17 protein-coding genes are annotated in these 15604 nt (G+C 64.1%); 15 read left to right on the forward strand and 2 right to left on the reverse strand.

The window, feature by feature from the left end:
- From CTR53_RS18690 to CTR53_RS18760, 14 genes are all read left to right on the forward strand, one after another.
- Positions 1-882 (forward strand): SPOR domain-containing protein, encoded by an 882-nt coding sequence (locus CTR53_RS18690; protein ID WP_290817089.1) that lies wholly within the window; start codon positions 1-3, stop codon positions 880-882.
- A complete protein-coding gene (gene nagZ, locus CTR53_RS18695) occupies positions 869-1912 on the forward strand; it encodes a beta-N-acetylhexosaminidase (RefSeq protein WP_290817092.1) in 1044 nt (347 codons plus the stop codon). Before CTR53_RS18690 ends, nagZ begins: the two co-directional genes overlap by 14 nt.
- Positions 1913-1919: 7 nt before the next feature.
- Positions 1920-2603 carry a site-2 protease family protein gene (locus CTR53_RS18700; RefSeq protein ID WP_290817095.1) on the forward strand — a complete coding sequence of 228 codons (684 nt, stop codon included), beginning with the start codon at positions 1920-1922 and terminating at the stop codon, positions 2601-2603.
- A gap of 60 nt (positions 2604-2663) precedes the next feature.
- The gene (locus tag CTR53_RS18705) at positions 2664-3557 is read left to right on the forward strand and encodes a ScpA family protein (RefSeq protein ID WP_290817098.1); all 894 of its coding nucleotides are present in this window, start codon (positions 2664-2666) and stop codon (positions 3555-3557) included.
- A gap of 6 nt (positions 3558-3563) precedes the next feature.
- Positions 3564-4547: an SMC-Scp complex subunit ScpB gene (locus tag CTR53_RS18710; RefSeq protein WP_290817225.1), complete on the forward strand. Its 984-nt coding sequence runs from the start codon at positions 3564-3566 to the stop codon at positions 4545-4547.
- Positions 4516-4656, forward strand: a complete 141-nt coding sequence (locus tag CTR53_RS18715) for a hypothetical protein (RefSeq protein ID WP_290817101.1) — start codon at positions 4516-4518, stop codon at positions 4654-4656. Before CTR53_RS18710 ends, CTR53_RS18715 begins: the two co-directional genes overlap by 32 nt.
- The gene (locus CTR53_RS18720; protein ID WP_290817104.1) at positions 4649-5725 is read left to right on the forward strand and encodes an ABC transporter ATP-binding protein; all 1077 of its coding nucleotides are present in this window, start codon (positions 4649-4651) and stop codon (positions 5723-5725) included. Before CTR53_RS18715 ends, CTR53_RS18720 begins: the two co-directional genes overlap by 8 nt.
- A 119-nt stretch (positions 5726-5844) precedes the next feature.
- Positions 5845-6096 carry a twin-arginine translocase TatA/TatE family subunit gene (locus CTR53_RS18725; protein ID WP_290817107.1) on the forward strand — a complete coding sequence of 84 codons (252 nt, stop codon included), beginning with the start codon at positions 5845-5847 and terminating at the stop codon, positions 6094-6096.
- Positions 6097-6161: 65 nt separating this feature from the next.
- Complete coding sequence (tatB, locus tag CTR53_RS18730; RefSeq protein ID WP_290817109.1) at positions 6162-6593, forward strand: Sec-independent protein translocase protein TatB; 432 nt, start codon at positions 6162-6164, stop codon at positions 6591-6593.
- Positions 6590-7471: a twin-arginine translocase subunit TatC gene (gene tatC / locus CTR53_RS18735; protein WP_367159002.1), complete on the forward strand. Its 882-nt coding sequence runs from the start codon at positions 6590-6592 to the stop codon at positions 7469-7471. Before tatB ends, tatC begins: the two co-directional genes overlap by 4 nt.
- A 26-nt stretch (positions 7472-7497) precedes the next feature.
- Positions 7498-8934, forward strand: a complete 1437-nt coding sequence (gene serS / locus CTR53_RS21320; protein ID WP_367159003.1) for a serine--tRNA ligase — start codon at positions 7498-7500, stop codon at positions 8932-8934.
- Positions 8934-9689, forward strand: coding sequence for a 5'/3'-nucleotidase SurE (gene surE / locus CTR53_RS18750; protein ID WP_290817111.1), 756 nt, complete (start codon positions 8934-8936; stop codon positions 9687-9689). The genes serS and surE overlap by 1 nt, the downstream gene beginning before the upstream one ends.
- A gap of 4 nt (positions 9690-9693) precedes the next feature.
- Entirely contained in the window at positions 9694-10338 is a 645-nt protein-coding gene (locus CTR53_RS18755) for a protein-L-isoaspartate(D-aspartate) O-methyltransferase (protein ID WP_290817229.1), read from the forward strand.
- A gap of 71 nt (positions 10339-10409) precedes the next feature.
- Positions 10410-11705, forward strand: a complete 1296-nt coding sequence (locus CTR53_RS18760; protein ID WP_290817113.1) for a LysM peptidoglycan-binding domain-containing M23 family metallopeptidase — start codon at positions 10410-10412, stop codon at positions 11703-11705.
- A gap of 4 nt (positions 11706-11709) precedes the next feature.
- Here the strand turns inward: CTR53_RS18760 and CTR53_RS18765 are convergent, their stop codons facing one another.
- Positions 11710-12621, reverse strand: coding sequence for an ATP-binding protein (locus CTR53_RS18765; protein ID WP_290817231.1), 912 nt, complete (start codon positions 12619-12621; stop codon positions 11710-11712).
- A 166-nt stretch (positions 12622-12787) separates the two neighbouring features.
- Here CTR53_RS18765 and CTR53_RS18770 point away from each other — a divergent pair, with 166 nt between their 5' ends.
- Positions 12788-14221 carry an NAD-dependent succinate-semialdehyde dehydrogenase gene (locus CTR53_RS18770; RefSeq protein ID WP_290817115.1) on the forward strand — a complete coding sequence of 478 codons (1434 nt, stop codon included), beginning with the start codon at positions 12788-12790 and terminating at the stop codon, positions 14219-14221.
- A 51-nt stretch (positions 14222-14272) separates the two neighbouring features.
- On the opposite strand, the gene chrA is transcribed toward CTR53_RS18770, so the two are convergent.
- Complete coding sequence (gene chrA, locus CTR53_RS18775; protein ID WP_290817118.1) at positions 14273-15589, reverse strand: chromate transporter; 1317 nt, start codon at positions 15587-15589, stop codon at positions 14273-14275.
- Between the last annotated feature and the right edge of the window lie 15 nt (positions 15590-15604).

Below are 15604 nucleotides of genomic sequence, written 5' to 3' on the forward strand. Positions count from 1 at the left end.
ATGAGCGATTTGCGTGGCGACCGTAATATGCGTCCTGTACCCGGCGAGCCTCCTGGCAGCCCCGGCATGCGCAGCCCGAGACGCCTGATCACGGCCGGCATTGCGTTGGGTGCAGTCGCGGCTTTCGGCATCGGCATCTGGTTCGCCTATGATCAGGGTGTGAAGCGCGGCGCGTCCGGTGCGCCGCCGCTGATCCGCGCCGATCAGGCGCCGGCCAAGGTGGCGCCAGAAAATCCCGGCGGCATGCAGGTGCCGAACCAGGACAAGCAGATCTATGAACGCCTGCCGGGCAACACCGCGCAGGCACCGGGCAGCCAGACCGAACGCCTGCTGCCGCCGCCGGAACGGCCAAGCGCCGCGCCGACCCAGCCGAACGTGGCGACCTCCCCATCCGTCACTGTGCCAAACCGCAGCGCTCAGCCGGTGCCCAATCAGTCTCCGGCCGCTCCGGGTGTGCCGAACCGTACGGATGCACCGGCGGCGGCGGCAACGACGCCGGGCCAGCCCCAGGCAGTGACGCCGCCCAGCCAACCGGCGCGCACCGCTGCTGCATCGACGCCGGCACCTGCTCAGCAGAGCCAGCCGCAGGCTGCCGCTGCACCAGCCGCACGCACTGTGACCGCCACGCCGGGCGGCAGCGCCAAGATTCAGCTCGCCTCGCTGAAGGACCAGGCTGCCGCAACCTCGACCTGGAACCGGTTGCAGAAGAAATTTCCCGACATCCTCGGCGGACTGCAGCCATCCTATGAGCGGGTCGAGATCGCCAACAAGGGCACCTTCGTCCGCCTGCAGGCCGGGCCGCTGAAGGATCGCGGCGACGCCCAGGCTGCTTGCAGCGCGCTGGCTGCCAAGAATCAGGGCTGCATCGTTGTCGGACGTTAAGTCGGTAGAGTGGGGCGCCTATGCGCCCGTCATCGTCGGTTGCGCCGGTTCGCAGCTGACAGCGGAAGAGCGCGTGCTGTTTGGCGTGCGCAAGCCGCTCGGCCTGATCCTGTTCGCACGCAACATTGTCGATCCGGCGCAGGTGAAGGCGCTGGTCAGCGATTTCCGCGGTGTGGTGGGCAACGCCTTTGCTCCCGTGCTGATAGACCAGGAAGGCGGCCGCGTTGCCCGCCTGAAGCCGCCGCACTGGCCGGTTTTTCCGCGTGGCGCCGTTTTCGGCGAGCTTTACGCGCGCGATCCGGCCATCGCCGAGGAAGCCGCCTATCTGAACTATCGCTATATCGGCGCGGAGCTTGCGGCGCTGGGCATCGATGTCGATTGCGCGCCGGTGGCCGACCTGCCGGTCGAGGGCGCACATGACGTGATCGGCGATCGTGCCTATGGCCGCGACGCAGATACGGTGGGGCTGATCGCCGAAGCCGTAATGCGCGGCCTAGCCGAAGCCGGCGTGATGCCGGTGATCAAGCATATTCCCGGGCATGGCCGCTCGCATACCGACAGCCACCTGGATTTGCCGGTGGTGGATACTCCGGCCGAAGTGCTTGAGCGCAGCGACCTGTTGCCGTTTGTGGCCCTGCGGCATGCGCCCTGGGCGATGACGGCGCATATTGTCTACGCAGCCTATGACGGCGTGCTGCCGGCGACGCTCTCACCTAACGTGATCAAGCGGGTGATCCGCGACCGCATCGGTTTCGACGGCGTGCTGATTTCGGACGACCTCACCATGAAGGCGCTGAAGGGCAGCCCGGCGGTGACCGGTGTTGCCTCGCTGAAGGCCGGCTGCGACCTGGTGCTGCATTGCTCGGGCGACCTGCCGGAGATGCAGGCGCTGCTCGCCGCCTTGCCGGCGATGAGCCCTGAAGCGGCTCGCCGGATCGCCCGTGCCCGTGTGGCGCTGCCGGCGCCGAAGCCGTTCACCGATGCCGAGAAGCTGCGCCACCAGGCGCTGCTGGAGCAGGTGCCGGCCTGAGGCGGCCATGCTGGATACTCTTTACACCGCCTCGACCTGGATCCTGCCGGCTCTGCTGGCCATCACCCTGCATGAAGCGGCGCACGGCTTCGTGGCCTGGTGGCTGGGCGATCCGACGGCGAAAGACGCCGGACGGGTGACGCTCAACCCGCTGCGACATGTCGATCCGATGGGCACGGTGGTGCTGCCGGCGATGCTGCTGCTGGTGAAGGCGCCGTTCCTGTTCGGCTGGGCCAAGCCGGTGCCGGTCGACTTCCAGAACCTGCCTTCGCCGCGTCGCGATATGGCCATCGTCGCGGCAGCCGGACCGGGCATTAATCTGTTGCAGGCCTATATCGCGCTGCTGCTGTTTCACCTGCTGCCGATGTTCGGCCTGACGGTAGATAAATGGCTCGCCGAAAATTTCGAAAATGCTATTCAGATCAATTTGATATTGTGTGTATTTAATATGTTGCCTTTACCGCCGTTGGATGGCGGCCGGGTGGCGGTCGGTTTGCTGCCTCTGGCGCTGGCGCGTCCCTTGGCCCGGCTGGAGCGCTATGGCATGGTGCTTCTGCTGATTCTGCTGCTCGCCGTGCCCTTGGCGGCCAGTCAATTCGGCATCGACTGGAACCCGTTGTTTGCGCTGATCACTCCGGTGGTGAACTGGCTGGCGGATTCTCTGCTTGCATTGTCGGGACACGGCGGTTAACAACCCCGGCCCGCAATTAAAAGATTGACCTTCAAAGGTTTAGGCAAGGATTTCAAAGTAGTGACCGAGGCTGCCGAGATACCTGCATCCGCGCCCGACGCCCCCGCCGGGAACCAGCCCGGGGGTGAGCCCTTCGAGGCCGCCCAGCGCGATGGGATCGCCGATGACGGAGTGCGGATCGGCGAACAGCTGATCCTCAGCCTGGACGCTTTCGAGGGCCCGCTCGACGTGCTGCTGGCACTGGCGCGCGACCAGAAGGTCGACCTGCGCAAGATTTCCATTCTCGCCCTGGCCGAACAGTATCTCGGCTTCATCGCCGAATTGCGCAAGGTACGCATTGAGGTCGCCGCCGACTACCTGGTGATGGCCGCCTGGCTGGCCTACCTGAAGTCGCGCCTGCTGCTCCCCGAGCCGGAGAAGGAAGGCGAGCCGTCGGGCGCCGATATGGCTGCTCGCCTGGCCTTGCAGCTGCAGAAGCTGGAAGCCATGCGCCGCGCGTCTGAGCAGCTGATGGGTCGCGATCAGGTCGGCTTGGCCATGTTCCTGCGCGGCCAGCCCGAGGGCGTTCGCGTCATCCGTAAGTCGATCTATACATCGACGCTCTATGAGCTGCTGAAATCCTACGCCGAGTTCCGCGCCTCCAAGGGCTCGTCGGAAGTGCTGACCATGAAGATGGCGCGCCGCCGCATCGTTTCGGTGGAAGAGGCGCTGGCCCGTCTGCGCAACATGATCGGCCAGATCCCCGACTGGGCGACGCTGCAGTCCTTCCTGCCGACGGAACTGGACGACCCCTTCACCATCAAATCGGCGATTGCCTCCACTTTCAATGCCAGTCTCGAGATGGCCAAGCAGGGCCTGATCGAACTCAGGCAGTCGCAGACCTTCGGTCCCATTTATATCCGCCGCGGCCATGGCAATCTGTCGGCCGAGGCCAATGCCAATCCGGAAGAGTAAGACGTGATGCAGTCCTACGACGCACTGCCGGCCGATGAAGATCGCCTGGACGAAGAAACCAAGATCATCGCCGCCGCGGAAGACGAGGCTGACGACGAGGCCGCGCTGACGGCTGGCGCCGCACAAAAGCGTCGCGATGACGACGACGGTGATGATGACGGCGACGAGGACGACGACGACGATCTCGACGACGAGGACGATGAGTCCGATGACGACGAAGAGGACGAAGAGTCAGACGGTGATGACGAAGATGACGAGTCCGATGACGATGAGGAGTCGGACGACGATGATGACTCTGATGACGATGATGATGCCGACGACGAGGATGAGGATGAGGACGAAGAGGCCTCGGCCGAGGTAGCCGCGCCGCCGGCCGCCCGGAAGCCGCGCGCCAAAAAGACCGAAGCCGAGCCGAGCGAGGAGGACGAAGCCTCTGCCGCCGAGGCCGGGCTGAGCGACGCCGAGAAGGAAGCCGCTTTCGCCACCGCGATCCGCATGGCCGAGGCGCTGCTGTTCGCCGCTGCCGAGCCGCTGGACGAGGCCACCCTGCGCAAGCGCCTGCCGCGCGGCACCCGCGTGCCGGCTGTGCTGGCCGCACTGGACGACATCTACCGCAGCCGCGGCGTGGTGCTGAAGAAGGTTGCCGGCCGCTGGTCGTTCATGACTTCGCCTGACCTGCAGCACATGCTGGAAGAACATCGCCAGGTGCAGCGCAAGCTGTCGCGGGCCGCGCTGGAGACGCTGGCGATCATCGCCTATCACCAGCCCTGCACGCGCGCCGAGATCGAGGATATCCGCGGTGTTTCCCTGAGCAAGGGTACGCTGGACCTGCTGATGGAGATCGACTGGGTGAAGGTGCGCGGCCGCCGTCGCGTGCCCGGTCGCCCGGTCACCTANNATCGAGGAACTGCGTGCTTCCGGTCTGCTGGAAGCCCTGCCGGCGTCTGGCGGCATCCCGATGCCGGGCGAAGCCCTCACCGATGCGGGTGAAGATCCGCTGGATGAGGACGATGACGGCCGCGAATACCTCGAACCCCTGGTGGACGAGGAAGCTGACGAGAAGGCCGCCAAGGAAAAGCCTGCATCCGACGATGAGTGAGCGGTCCGCCGCAAGCCAGGGCGCCAGCAGGGCCGGCCTCGATCTGAGTGCGGTCAGCCATGACTACGGCCGTCGCCGCGCTGTTGACGGTATCGGCTTTGCCGTTGCGCCGGGCGAAATCCTCGGTCTGCTCGGGCCGTCGGGCTGCGGCAAATCCACCACGCTTCGTCTTGTTGCAGGTCTCGAGGATCTGCAAACCGGGGCTATCCGGATCGGCGGCGAAACCATGGCCGACCGCAGCATCAATATCCCGACCGAGCGTCGCCATGTCGGCATGGTGTTCCAGGACCATGCGCTGTTCCCGCATCTGAGCGTGGCGCAGAATATCGCCTTCGGCCTCAGCCATGTGGCCGCCGCCGAGCGGCAGGGACGGATCGAGCGCTGGGGCAGGCGGCTGGGCCTGTCGAATTTGCTGACTGCCTATCCGCACCAGTTGTCAGGCGGCGAACAGCAGCGCGTCGCATTGGCCCGCGCTATGGCACCAGAGCCGCGCGTGATGCTGCTGGATGAGCCATTTTCCAGCCTCGACAGCCGGTTGCGCGACCAGATCCGCGACGAAACCGTGGAAGTGCTGAAGCAGGCCGGCACGGCGACGCTGCTGGTGACGCATGACCCGGAAGAGGCGATGCGGATGGGCGACCGCATTGCCATCATGAATACCGGCCGGATCGAGCAGATCGACACTCCGGCGCAGGTTTACGCGACGCCGGCCACGCCCTTTGTGGCCCGCTTTCTGAGTGAGACGAACGAACTGCCGGTGCAGGTGCGTGGCGGTGCAGTGGATACGCCGTTCGGCCGCCTGCCGGTGCCGTCTCGTCTGGCCGATGGCAGCGCCGCTTTGCTGATGTTCCGGCCCGAGGCGCTGCAGCAAACCGGGGCCGGTGTTGCCGGCACGGCTGCCGTTACGGTGGAACGCGCTACGGCACTGGGTGCCTATGGTCGCCTGGAAATCGGCGTCGCCGGACAGCGCTTTGCTGCCCGCCTGCCAGCCGGGCCGCTGCCGGCGAGCGGCGCGGTGCTGCATTTCGGGCTGAACCCGGATTTCTGCTTCGTTTTTCCAGCCGCTTAGATGCAGCGAAGAGGCTGAGAAACCGGGGCCGAAGATTGCCTCGGGCGGCCGATCTCTGCCATAGTGCGGCCTGCGTAAGCCGGGCCCGCCCGGGGCCCCGCTTTGGAGGAGATAAGGGTATGGGTAGCTTTAGTTTTTGGCACTGGCTGATTGTCCTGCTGGTGATCCTGATCATCTTCGGCGCCGGCAAGCTGCCGAAGGTGGCTGGCGACCTTGCGTCCGGTATCAAGAATTTCCGCAAAGGCATGGCCGAACCCGGCGACGACAAGGACAAGACCGACGCGCCGCCGCCGGTCATCAACCAGCAGCCTGGCCAGCCGACCGGTACCGCGAACAGCGGCGCTCCGGCCGACAAGACCGCGCAGCATTGACAACAGCCCACCGGCAGCCGTTTTTGAAACGGGCCGGTACAGCAGCACGGATGGTTTAGGCTGCGATGTTCGACATTGCATGGTCGGAGCTCGGAGTAGTCGCGGTGGTGGCGTTGATCGTCATCGGCCCGAAAGACCTGCCCAAGGTGCTCCGCACCCTTGGGCAATGGACCGCGAAGGCGCGTTCGATGGCGCGCGAATTCCAGAGCGGCATCGACGACATGGTGCGCGAGACCGAACTGGATGAGCTGCGCAAGGCGGCCAAGCAGGTCAGCGATTTCTCGATCGAGAAGGAAGTGAAGAAGACCTTCGATCCCGACGGGTCGCTGGAAAAGCAGTTCGCCGAACACAACAAGGCGATCATGGATGCCACTGGCGCCGTTTCGCCGACGGAGACCGCTCCGGCTGAAACCGCGACCAGGATCGCCGATCCGGGGCCTGCGCCAGATGCCGTGGCAGAACCCGCACCCGAAAAGACCGAGACGCCCAAGCCGTGAGCGAGACCGAAACAGACGCCAAGCCGGAGGATGAGGTCGAAGCCTCCCGCATGCCGCTGCTCGATCATCTGATCGAGCTGCGCAACCGCCTGATGTGGTCGGCCGGTACGGTGTTCATCGCTTTTGCGGCCTGCTACTTCCTGGCGCCGTATATCTACCACCTGCTGATGCAGCCGCTGATCGATGCGACCGGCACCGAAGGCCGCCGCATGATCTTCACGGCGCCGCAGGAAGCCTTCTTCACCTATATCCGGCTGGCCTTCTGGGCCGCGATGCTGGTCAGCTTCCCGATGATTGCCGTCCAGATCTGGATGTTCGTCGCACCGGGCCTTTACAAGCACGAGAAGTCGGCCTTCGTACCGTTTCTGATCGCGACGCCGATCCTGTTCGCGATCGGTGGCGCCTTCGTCTACTTCTTCATCATGCCAATGGCGCTGAAGTTCTTCATTGGCTTCGAGGCACCGGGCGGCGACGGCAGTATTCCGATCCAGCTGGAAACCAAGGTCAGCGAGTATCTCTCGCTGGTGATGACGCTGATCTTCGCCTTTGGTATTGCCTTTGAACTGCCAGTGCTGCTGACCCTGCTGGGCAAGGTCGGCATTGCGACTTCGGCCGGCCTGGCAGCCAAACGCAAATATGCCGTAGTCGGCATGTTTGTCTTCTCTGCAGTGGTGACGCCGCCGGATGTGTTCAGCCAGGTCGGCCTCGCCGTGCCGCTGATCCTGCTCTACGAAATCTCGATCATCATGGTGAAGATGATCGAACGCGACCGCGGCAGGAAAGAAGCTGCCGAAAAGGCAGCCGAGGAAGCGGAAAACGCCCCCACTGAATCTCCCGCGCCGGCCAAGGACGAGTCTTATACGCCGCCTGCGCCGTGATGGCGGTGCCCTGAAGGTAACGCGTTATGCATGACATCAAACTGATCCGGGACACCCCGGAAGCTTTCGACCGGGCGATTGCACGCCGTGGCGTCGCGCCGCTCTCTGCCACCCTGATCGAACTGGATCGCAAGCGCCGCGCGGCGCAGACCGAGTTCGATGAGCTGCAGGGCAAACGCAATGCGTTGTCGAAGGAGATCGGTGCCGCCAAAGCCAAGAAAGACGAGGCGCGCGCCGCCGAACTGATGGCCGAGGTCGCCGCACTGAAGGAACGGCTCGGTATCCTGGAAGTCGAGCAGAAGGCGCATGAAGAAGCGCTGACCGATGCGCTGTCGCGGCTTCCGAACCTGCCGGCCGACGACGTGCCGAACGGGCTCGATGAAAAGAGCAATGTCGAGCTGCGCCGCACCGGTGCGCCAAAGACTTACAGTTTCAAGCCGAAGGAGCATTTCGACCTCGGCGAAGGGCTCGGTTATATGGATTTCGCCGCCGGCGTGAAGTTGGCGGGAGCACGGTTCACCGTGGTGAAGAGCCAACTCGCCCGCCTTGAGCGTGCGCTCGGCCAGTTTATGCTCGACCTGCACACGACCGAGTTCGGCTATACCGAGATGCAGCCACCGATGCTGGTGAATGACGCCACGGCGTTTGGCACCGGCCAGCTGCCGAAATTCGGCGATGACCTTTTTGCAACGATAGATCGAGCTGCAGTAAGTCATGCGTTGAAAGAGTTTAGTGAATCTTTCGTCGATAATAATAAAGCCTTACTCACTAGTGCGGCGCAGCCAACCCTCGAAATCGTGAAGGGAATCACGGCTGAAAGCAGACGACTGCTAAACGACCCTCGCTTCCGCTACTGGCTGATCCCGACCGCGGAAGTGCCGCTGACCAATCTGGCGCGCGACCTGATCATCGACGAGAGCGAGCTGCCCTGGCGCTTCACGGCGCTGACCGCCTGTTTCCGCTCGGAAGCCGGTGCGGCCGGCCGCGATACCCGCGGCATGATCCGCCAGCACCAGTTCAACAAGGTGGAACTGGTCAGCATCGTGTCGCCCGACAGGTCGGTGGAAGAACACGAGCGCATGACCGAAGCCGCCGAGACAGTGCTGAAGCGGCTCGAGCTGCCATTCCGCACCATGCTGCTCTGCGCCGGCGATATGGGCGGCGCGGCACGCAAGACCTACGATCTGGAAGTCTGGCTGCCGGGCCAGGACCAGTATCGCGAGATTTCCTCCTGCTCGAATTGCGGCGACTGGCAGGCGCGGCGCATGAATGCCCGCTGCCGCGCGCCGGGCGAGAAGCAGACCCGCTTCGTGCATACGCTGAACGGCTCGGGCCTCGCAGTTGGCCGCGCGCTGATCGCGGTGATGGAAAACTATCAGAACGAAGATGGCAGCATCAGCGTGCCGGATGTGCTCAAGCCCTACACAAACGGGCTGACGAAAGTCGAGAAGGTGGGGAAGTAATGCGTATCCTGGTTTCGAATGATGACGGCATCCACGCGCCGGGCCTGAAAATCCTCGAGAAAGTAGCGCATTCGCTGTCGAAGGATGTGTGGGTGGTGGCGCCGGAATACGAACAGTCGGGCGCATCGCACTCGCTGACGCTGACCCTGCCGCTGCGCCTGCGTAAGATCAACGCGCGCAAATATGCCGTGCGCGGCACGCCGACCGACTGTGTGATGATGGCGATGCACGAGATATTCAAGGACAAGCGGCCGGACCTGCTGCTGTCGGGCGTCAATCGCGGCGCCAATCTGGGTGAGGACGTGACTTATTCCGGTACGGTTGCGGTTGCCATGGAAGGCGCGTTGCTCGGCGTGCCCTCGATTGCCCTGAGTCAGTGTTTCCAGCATGGCCATCCGGTGAAGTGGAGCACGGCAGAGCATCACGCGCCGAAGGTGATCAGGAAGCTGCTCAAGGTCGGCTGGGCGAAGGATACGTTGATCAACGTGAACTTCCCCGACGTGCTGGCGGAATCCGTGACCGGTATCGAAGTGGTGCCGCAGGGCAAACGCGATCTGGCCGACCTGCTGTTGGACGCCCGTGTGGATGCACGCGGCGTGCCGTATTACTGGATCGGTTATCGCAAGCAGAAGAACAAGGCCAAGCGGCATACCGATCTGGGGGCCACCGAGAATGGCGCCATTTCGGTGACGCCGCTGCAGCTCGACCTGACACACAAGACCGGTATGAAGTCGCTGAAGGCCGCGCTTGCTTGAGACGATGGATACCCGCGTCATCCAGTTGCTGATGGAACTGCGCAAGCAGGGCATCGGCGATACCCGCGTACTTGCGGCGATGGAGCGGGTGCCGCGCGAGCAGTTCGTCGCCGAACAGTTCCTGAAGCACGCCTACGACAATATCGCCCTGCCGATCACGCAGGGCCAGACGATCAGCCAGCCCTATGTCGTGGCCTACATGACCGAGGCGCTGAAGCTGACCGACCGCATGAAGGTGCTGGAGATCGGCACCGGTTCGGGTTACCAGACCGCCGTGCTGGCCCGTCTCAGCCGCCGCGTCTACACCGTGGAACGCTATCGTTCGCTGCTGACGACGGCAGAGAAGCGGCTGAATGAACTGAAGATTACCAACGTGGTGACGAAACTGGGCGACGGCAACAAGGGCTGGGTCGAGCAGGCACCGTTCGACCGTATTCTGGTCACCGCCGCCGCCGACAGCCGGCCGGACGGTCTGATCGCCCAGCTTTCGCCCAATGGCGGGATCATGGTTGCGCCGGTGGCAGTGAATCCTACCGAACAGGATGTGATCCGCTATACCCGTGAAGGCGACGATATACGCGAAGAGCGGATGTTGCCGGTGCGTTTCGTGCCGCTGCTGCCCGGAATCGCCCGCGAAGCCGCAACCTGAGCCGTTTCGGATCCGCCTTCAGCGGCTGCCTTCCGTTGTCGTAGCCTGCCAAGAGCCGTAGACTCCGCACGATGTTTCGGATTCGTCTTCTGACCCTGCTGACCGTGACCGGACTGGCTGCCTGCGGGCAGCAGGCGCCGGCACCGGTTGTGTTCGGTCATCGTGGCGAAATTCCTGCTGTCGCGCCCGGCACGCCGCCGCCTCCGATGCAGGGCCAGCGCAGCACCAATAGTCCTGCCGCCGCGACCCCGCAGGCTTCGCCGCAGGGCGTCGTGCAGATGCAGCAGCTCGGCCCTCCGCCCGGCAGTCCGCCGCCGGCAGCACGCACGCAGTCCATACAGCAGCAGCCTCTGCAGCAGCCGGCCCAGACTACGGCGCCCGCGGCCGTTGCATCGAACTTCGACGATGCCGTGATCGTGCAGCCGGGCGATACCGTTTATGCGCTGTCCCGCCGCTACAATCGCCCGGTCCGCGCCATCATTGAAGATAACAACCTGCAACCGCCCTATGCACTACAGGCCGGCCAGCGCATCAACCTGCCACAAGGCCGGTTCCATACCGTGCAGCGCGGCGAAACGCTCTACAGCATCTCGCGCAGCACTGGCGTCGACCTCTACAGCCTGGCGCAGGCCAACGATCTGCAGCCGCCGTTCGGCATCAGCATCGGTCAGCAGCTGAAGGTGCCATCGCCGACCGGTTATGCGGTGGCATCCGCGCCTGCGCCTGAAAGCCCGACTGCGCCGCATGAACCGGCGCCGCGCGGCTATCAGGTCGACACATTGCCGGTGACGCCGGGTGCGCCGGTCGCGGCGCCGGTACAGCACGAAGAACCCAGCAGCGCCGGTCTGCCGCCTGTGCCGCAGCAACCTGCATCGGAGCGCCCGGCACCGCAGGCAGAACCGGAACCGAAAGTGGCAAGCGCACCGCCGTCGAGTGCGGGACCGACGGCCGATCCGAAACAGGATACGGTGCTGCCGCCGCGTTCGGGCCGCACCTTCTCATGGCCGGTGCGCGGCCGTGTGCTGGCCGGCTTCGGGCCGACGCCGGACGGATTGCACAATGACGGCATCAACATCGCGGCACGCGCTGGTGCGCCGGTGATCGCCGCCGAGAATGGCGTGGTGGTTTATGCCGGCAGCGAGCTGAAGGGTTTTGGCAACCTGCTGCTGATCCGTCATGCCGATGGCTGGATGACGGCCTATGCTCATCTCGACAAGGCGCTGGTCAAGAAAGGCCAGAAAGTGACGAAAGGCCAGGCAATCGGTACCGTGGGCAGCACCGGCGGCGTCAGCCAGCCGCAGCTGCATTTCGAAATCCGCCGCGGCACACAGGCGGTCGATCCCGCCAAATTCCTCTCGGTCGCCTAACCGTTCAGGGCTTCGGTATCGTGACCGGCTGGCCGAGCCGGCCGGCGAGGTCCTGGATGAACTGCCAGGCGACGCGGCCCGAACGCGCGCCGCGCGTCATCGACCATTCCACCGCCTCGGCGCGCAGCTGCGCCGGATCGATCTTCAGGCCGAAGGCCTTGGCATAGCCATCCAGCATAGCGAAGAAATCGTCCTGGCTGCAGGAATGGAAGCCGAGCCAGAGTCCGAAACGATCCGACAGCGAGACTTTTTCCTCGACTGCCTCATGCGGGTTGATGGCGGTCGAGCGCTCGTTTTCCATCATGTCGCGCGGCAGCAAGTGGCGGCGGTTCGAGGTGGCATAGAGCACCACATTCTCCGGCCGGCCCTCGATGCCGCCATCCAGCACGGCTTTCAGCGATTTGTAATGCTGGTCTTCCGCATCGAAGGACAGGTCGTCGCAGAACAGCACATAACGGCGTTTGGAGTTGCGCAGGATGGCCAGCAGTGCCGGCAAGCTGGGGATGTCTTCGCGGTGGATTTCCACCAGTGCCAGCGCATGCGCCTTCTTCGCATTGATGGCACCATGCACGGCTTTCACCAGCGAGGATTTGCCCATGCCGCGCGCGCCCCAGAGCAGGGCGTTGTTGGCTGGCAGACCCTTGGCAAAGCGTTGCGTGTTGTCGAGCAGGATGTCGCGCACACGCTCCACGCCCTGCAATAGCCGGATCGGCACGGCATTGATCCGGGGCACCGGGGCAAGCCAGCCGGGCGCCGGTTCGGCATGCCAGACGAAGGCATCGGCCGCCATATCGTCGAAGGCCGGTGCGGCCGGCGGCGTCAGCCGTTCCAGCGCCGCAGCGATGCGCAGCAGGGCGGTTTCACCAGAGTTAGCAGTAGACTTCTCTGTGGCTGGGGCGGCTTTTTTCGCGGGCATCTTGGGCATGCTTGTCATCAGGAAATACAAGTGAAAGGCGAACCATTCTGGGGGTGTCGCGGGCAGGGCGCAACCGGTAGCGGGACCGGGGTGTTTGCGCCATAATCCCGGCCCCGAAAAACACCCGCCATAAGCAATGGCCTTCCCAGTGAACGAGGAGGAACGCATGTATCCCGAAGTGCAGCTTTTCATCGACAACGCCTGGACCAAGGGCGCCGGCGGCAAGACCATTCCCGTGCTGAATCCCGCCACAGGCGAGGAAGTCGGCAAGGTGGCCCATGCCGAGAAGGCCGACCTGGATCGCGCGCTGGCCGCCGCCGACAAGGGTTTCAAGGCCTGGAAGAAGGTCTCGCCCTTCGACCGCTACAAGGTGCTGCGTAAGGCCGCCGACATCATCCGCAGCCGCGCCGACGAAATCGGCAAGATCATGTCGCTGGAGCAGGGCAAGCCCTTCATCGAAGCCAAGGGTGAAACCCTGGCAGCTGGCGACATCATGGACTGGTTCGCCGAAGAAGCGCGCCGCACCTATGGCCGCATCGTACCGCCGCGCGCCGAGGGCGTGTACCAGCTGGTGGTGAAGGAGCCGGTTGGCCCGGTTGCTGCTTTCACACCATGGAACTTCCCGATCAACCAGGCTGTGCGCAAATGCTCGGCCGCGATTGCCGCCGGTTGCTCGATCATCCTGAAGGGCCCGGAAGAAACTCCGGCGTCTTGCGCCGCGCTGGTGCAAGCTTACGTCGATGCCGGCGTGCCGGCCGGTGTGATCCAGCTGGTCTACGGTATTCCGTCGGAGATTTCGGAATACCTGATCCCGCATCCGGTGATCCGCAAGATCACCTTCACCGGCTCGACCCCGGTGGGCAAGCATCTGTCGATGCTGGCGGGCCAGCATATGAAGCGCATCACCATGGAACTGGGCGGCCATGCGCCGGCCATCGTATTTGAAGACGCCGATGTCGACACCGCCGTGAAGGTGCTGAGCGCCAACAAGTTCCGCAATGCCGGTCAGGTCTGCGTGTCGCCGACCCGCTTCCTGGTGCATGAATCGGTCTATGGCAAGTTCGTCGAAGGCTTCACCAGCTTCGCCAAGTCGCTGAAGGTGGGCGACGGCATGGACAAGGACACTCGCATGGGTCCGCTGGCGAACGACCGCCGCGTGCAGGCAATGGAGATGTTCGTAGCCGATGCCGTGTCGAAGGGCGCCAAGGTCGAAACCGGCGGCAAGCGCATCGGCAACAAGGGCAACTTCTTCGAGCCGACCGTGCTGACCGGGATCAACACCGACATGCGCATCATGAACGAGGAGCCGTTCGGCCCGCTGGCGCCGATCGTGCCCTTCTCGAAGTTCGACGATGTGGTGGAAGAGGCGAACCGCCTGCCGTTCGGTCTGGCCGCCTATGCCTATACCAAGTCGGCCAAGACCGCTGCCGCCATCGGCGCCGCCTTTGAGTCCGGCATGGTGTCGATCAACCACCATGGCCTGGCCCTGCCGGAGGTGCCCTTCGGCGGCATCAAGGATTCGGGTTACGGCTCGGAAGGCGGTTCGGAGGCCATCGAGGCTTACCTGAACACCAAGTTCATCACGCAGGTTGGCTTGTAAGCCACCGCGCGATACCGAGACGGAAAAAGGGGGCTTCGGCCCCCTTTCTTTTTACAGCAAGCGCAGTGCCATGCCGGCGAGCGCCGTACCGCCGAGCAGCCAGCCGAGTCCGAGGTGGAACCGGAAGACGGCAATCAGTGCGGCAGCTGACAGCGCTGCCATCCACGGATCCAGGCTGCTCAATAGCGGCAGATCCCAGGTGAAACCGCCGACTGAGACCTGCTGCATCTGGCGGAACAGCACATGCAGGCTGAACCAGACCGCGAGGTTCAGGATCACGCCGACCACGGCAGCGGTGATCGCCGCCAGCGCATGGGCAAAGGCCTGCACATGGCGCGCACGTTCGACATAGGGCGCGCCGAGGAAAATCCACAGGAAGCAGGGCACGAAGGTGACCCAGGTTGCCAACAGCCCGCCGAGCAAACCGCCCAGCAGCGGATCCAGCCCACTGTCGCGGAAGCCGGCAAGGAAACCGACGAAGGTGAGCACCAGGATCAACGGTCCCGGCGTGGTCTCGGCCAGACCCAGCCCATGCAGCATTTCCCCCGGCGCAAGCCAGCCGTAATGCTCGACCGCCTGCTGGCCCACATAGGCGAGCGCGGCATAGGCGCCGCCGAAGGTAACCACCGCCATCTCGCTGAAGAACACGCCGATGCGGCTGAAGACATACTGTGAACCGAAAACCACAAAGCTGTACAGCACCGGGCTGGCCCAGAGGATGGCGAAGACGACAAGAACGCCGAGGCTGCGCGACCAACTCGGCGACACACTCGACAGCATGTCGCCGTCATGTTTTGCCTGCGCGCCGATCCAGCCCGGCCGGCTGCGGCCGACGAGCCAGCCGACCACACCGGCGCCCAGCACGATCAGCGGGAAGGGAATCTGCAGCACGAAAATGCCGATGAAGGCGGCGGCACTCAGCGACAGCAGAAAGCGCGACTTGATGGCGCGCCTGGCGATGCGCTGTGTCGCCTCAAAGACGATGGCCAGCACAGCGGCCTGAAGGCCGAAGAACAGGCCTTCGACCAGCGGGATTTCACGCCACAGGACATAGATGGTGCTGAGCGCAAGAATCACGGCAAGTCCGGGCAAAATGAACAGCAGCCCGGCTGCGACGCCACCTTTCCAGCGATGCAGCAGCCAGCCGATATAGGTGGCGGTCTGCTGTGCTTCCGGTCCGGGTAGCAGCATGCAGAAATTCAGCGCATGCAGGAATTGCGGCTCGCTGACCCACTTTTTCTCATCCACCACAATGCGGTGCATGAGTGCGATCTGCCCGGCCGGTCCACCGAAGCTCAGCAGGCCGATTTTAGCCCACGTCCGGAAGGCTTCGGCGAAAGTCGGGTGGTTTTGTGTCTGAACGTTCATGATGTTCTTCTGTCC

The sequence above is a fragment of the Ferrovibrio sp. genome (assembly GCF_002796975.1).
Lineage (GTDB): Bacteria > Pseudomonadota > Alphaproteobacteria > Ferrovibrionales > Ferrovibrionaceae > Ferrovibrio.

Coding starts and splice junctions, on each gene's coding strand:
- CTR53_RS18690 (WP_290817089.1), top strand. CDS start 1: ATGAGCGATTTGCGTGGCGACCGTAATATGCGTCCTGTACCCGGCGAG.
- CTR53_RS18700 (WP_290817095.1), top strand. CDS start 1,920: ATGCTGGATACTCTTTACACCGCCTCGACCTGGATCCTGCCGGCTCTG.
- CTR53_RS18715 (WP_290817101.1), top strand. CDS start 4,516: ATGCCGGGCGAAGCCCTCACCGATGCGGGTGAAGATCCGCTGGATGAG.
- CTR53_RS18720 (WP_290817104.1), top strand. CDS start 4,649: ATGAGTGAGCGGTCCGCCGCAAGCCAGGGCGCCAGCAGGGCCGGCCTC.
- CTR53_RS18725 (WP_290817107.1), top strand. CDS start 5,845: ATGGGTAGCTTTAGTTTTTGGCACTGGCTGATTGTCCTGCTGGTGATC.
- tatB (WP_290817109.1), top strand. CDS start 6,162: ATGTTCGACATTGCATGGTCGGAGCTCGGAGTAGTCGCGGTGGTGGCG.
- serS (WP_367159003.1), top strand. CDS start 7,498: ATGCATGACATCAAACTGATCCGGGACACCCCGGAAGCTTTCGACCGG.
- surE (WP_290817111.1), top strand. CDS start 8,934: ATGCGTATCCTGGTTTCGAATGATGACGGCATCCACGCGCCGGGCCTG.
- CTR53_RS18755 (WP_290817229.1), top strand. CDS start 9,694: ATGGATACCCGCGTCATCCAGTTGCTGATGGAACTGCGCAAGCAGGGC.
- CTR53_RS18760 (WP_290817113.1), top strand. CDS start 10,410: ATGTTTCGGATTCGTCTTCTGACCCTGCTGACCGTGACCGGACTGGCT.
- CTR53_RS18765 (WP_290817231.1), bottom strand. CDS start 12,621: ATGCCCGCGAAAAAAGCCGCCCCAGCCACAGAGAAGTCTACTGCTAAC.
- CTR53_RS18770 (WP_290817115.1), top strand. CDS start 12,788: ATGTATCCCGAAGTGCAGCTTTTCATCGACAACGCCTGGACCAAGGGC.
- chrA (WP_290817118.1), bottom strand. CDS start 15,589: ATGAACGTTCAGACACAAAACCACCCGACTTTCGCCGAAGCCTTCCGG.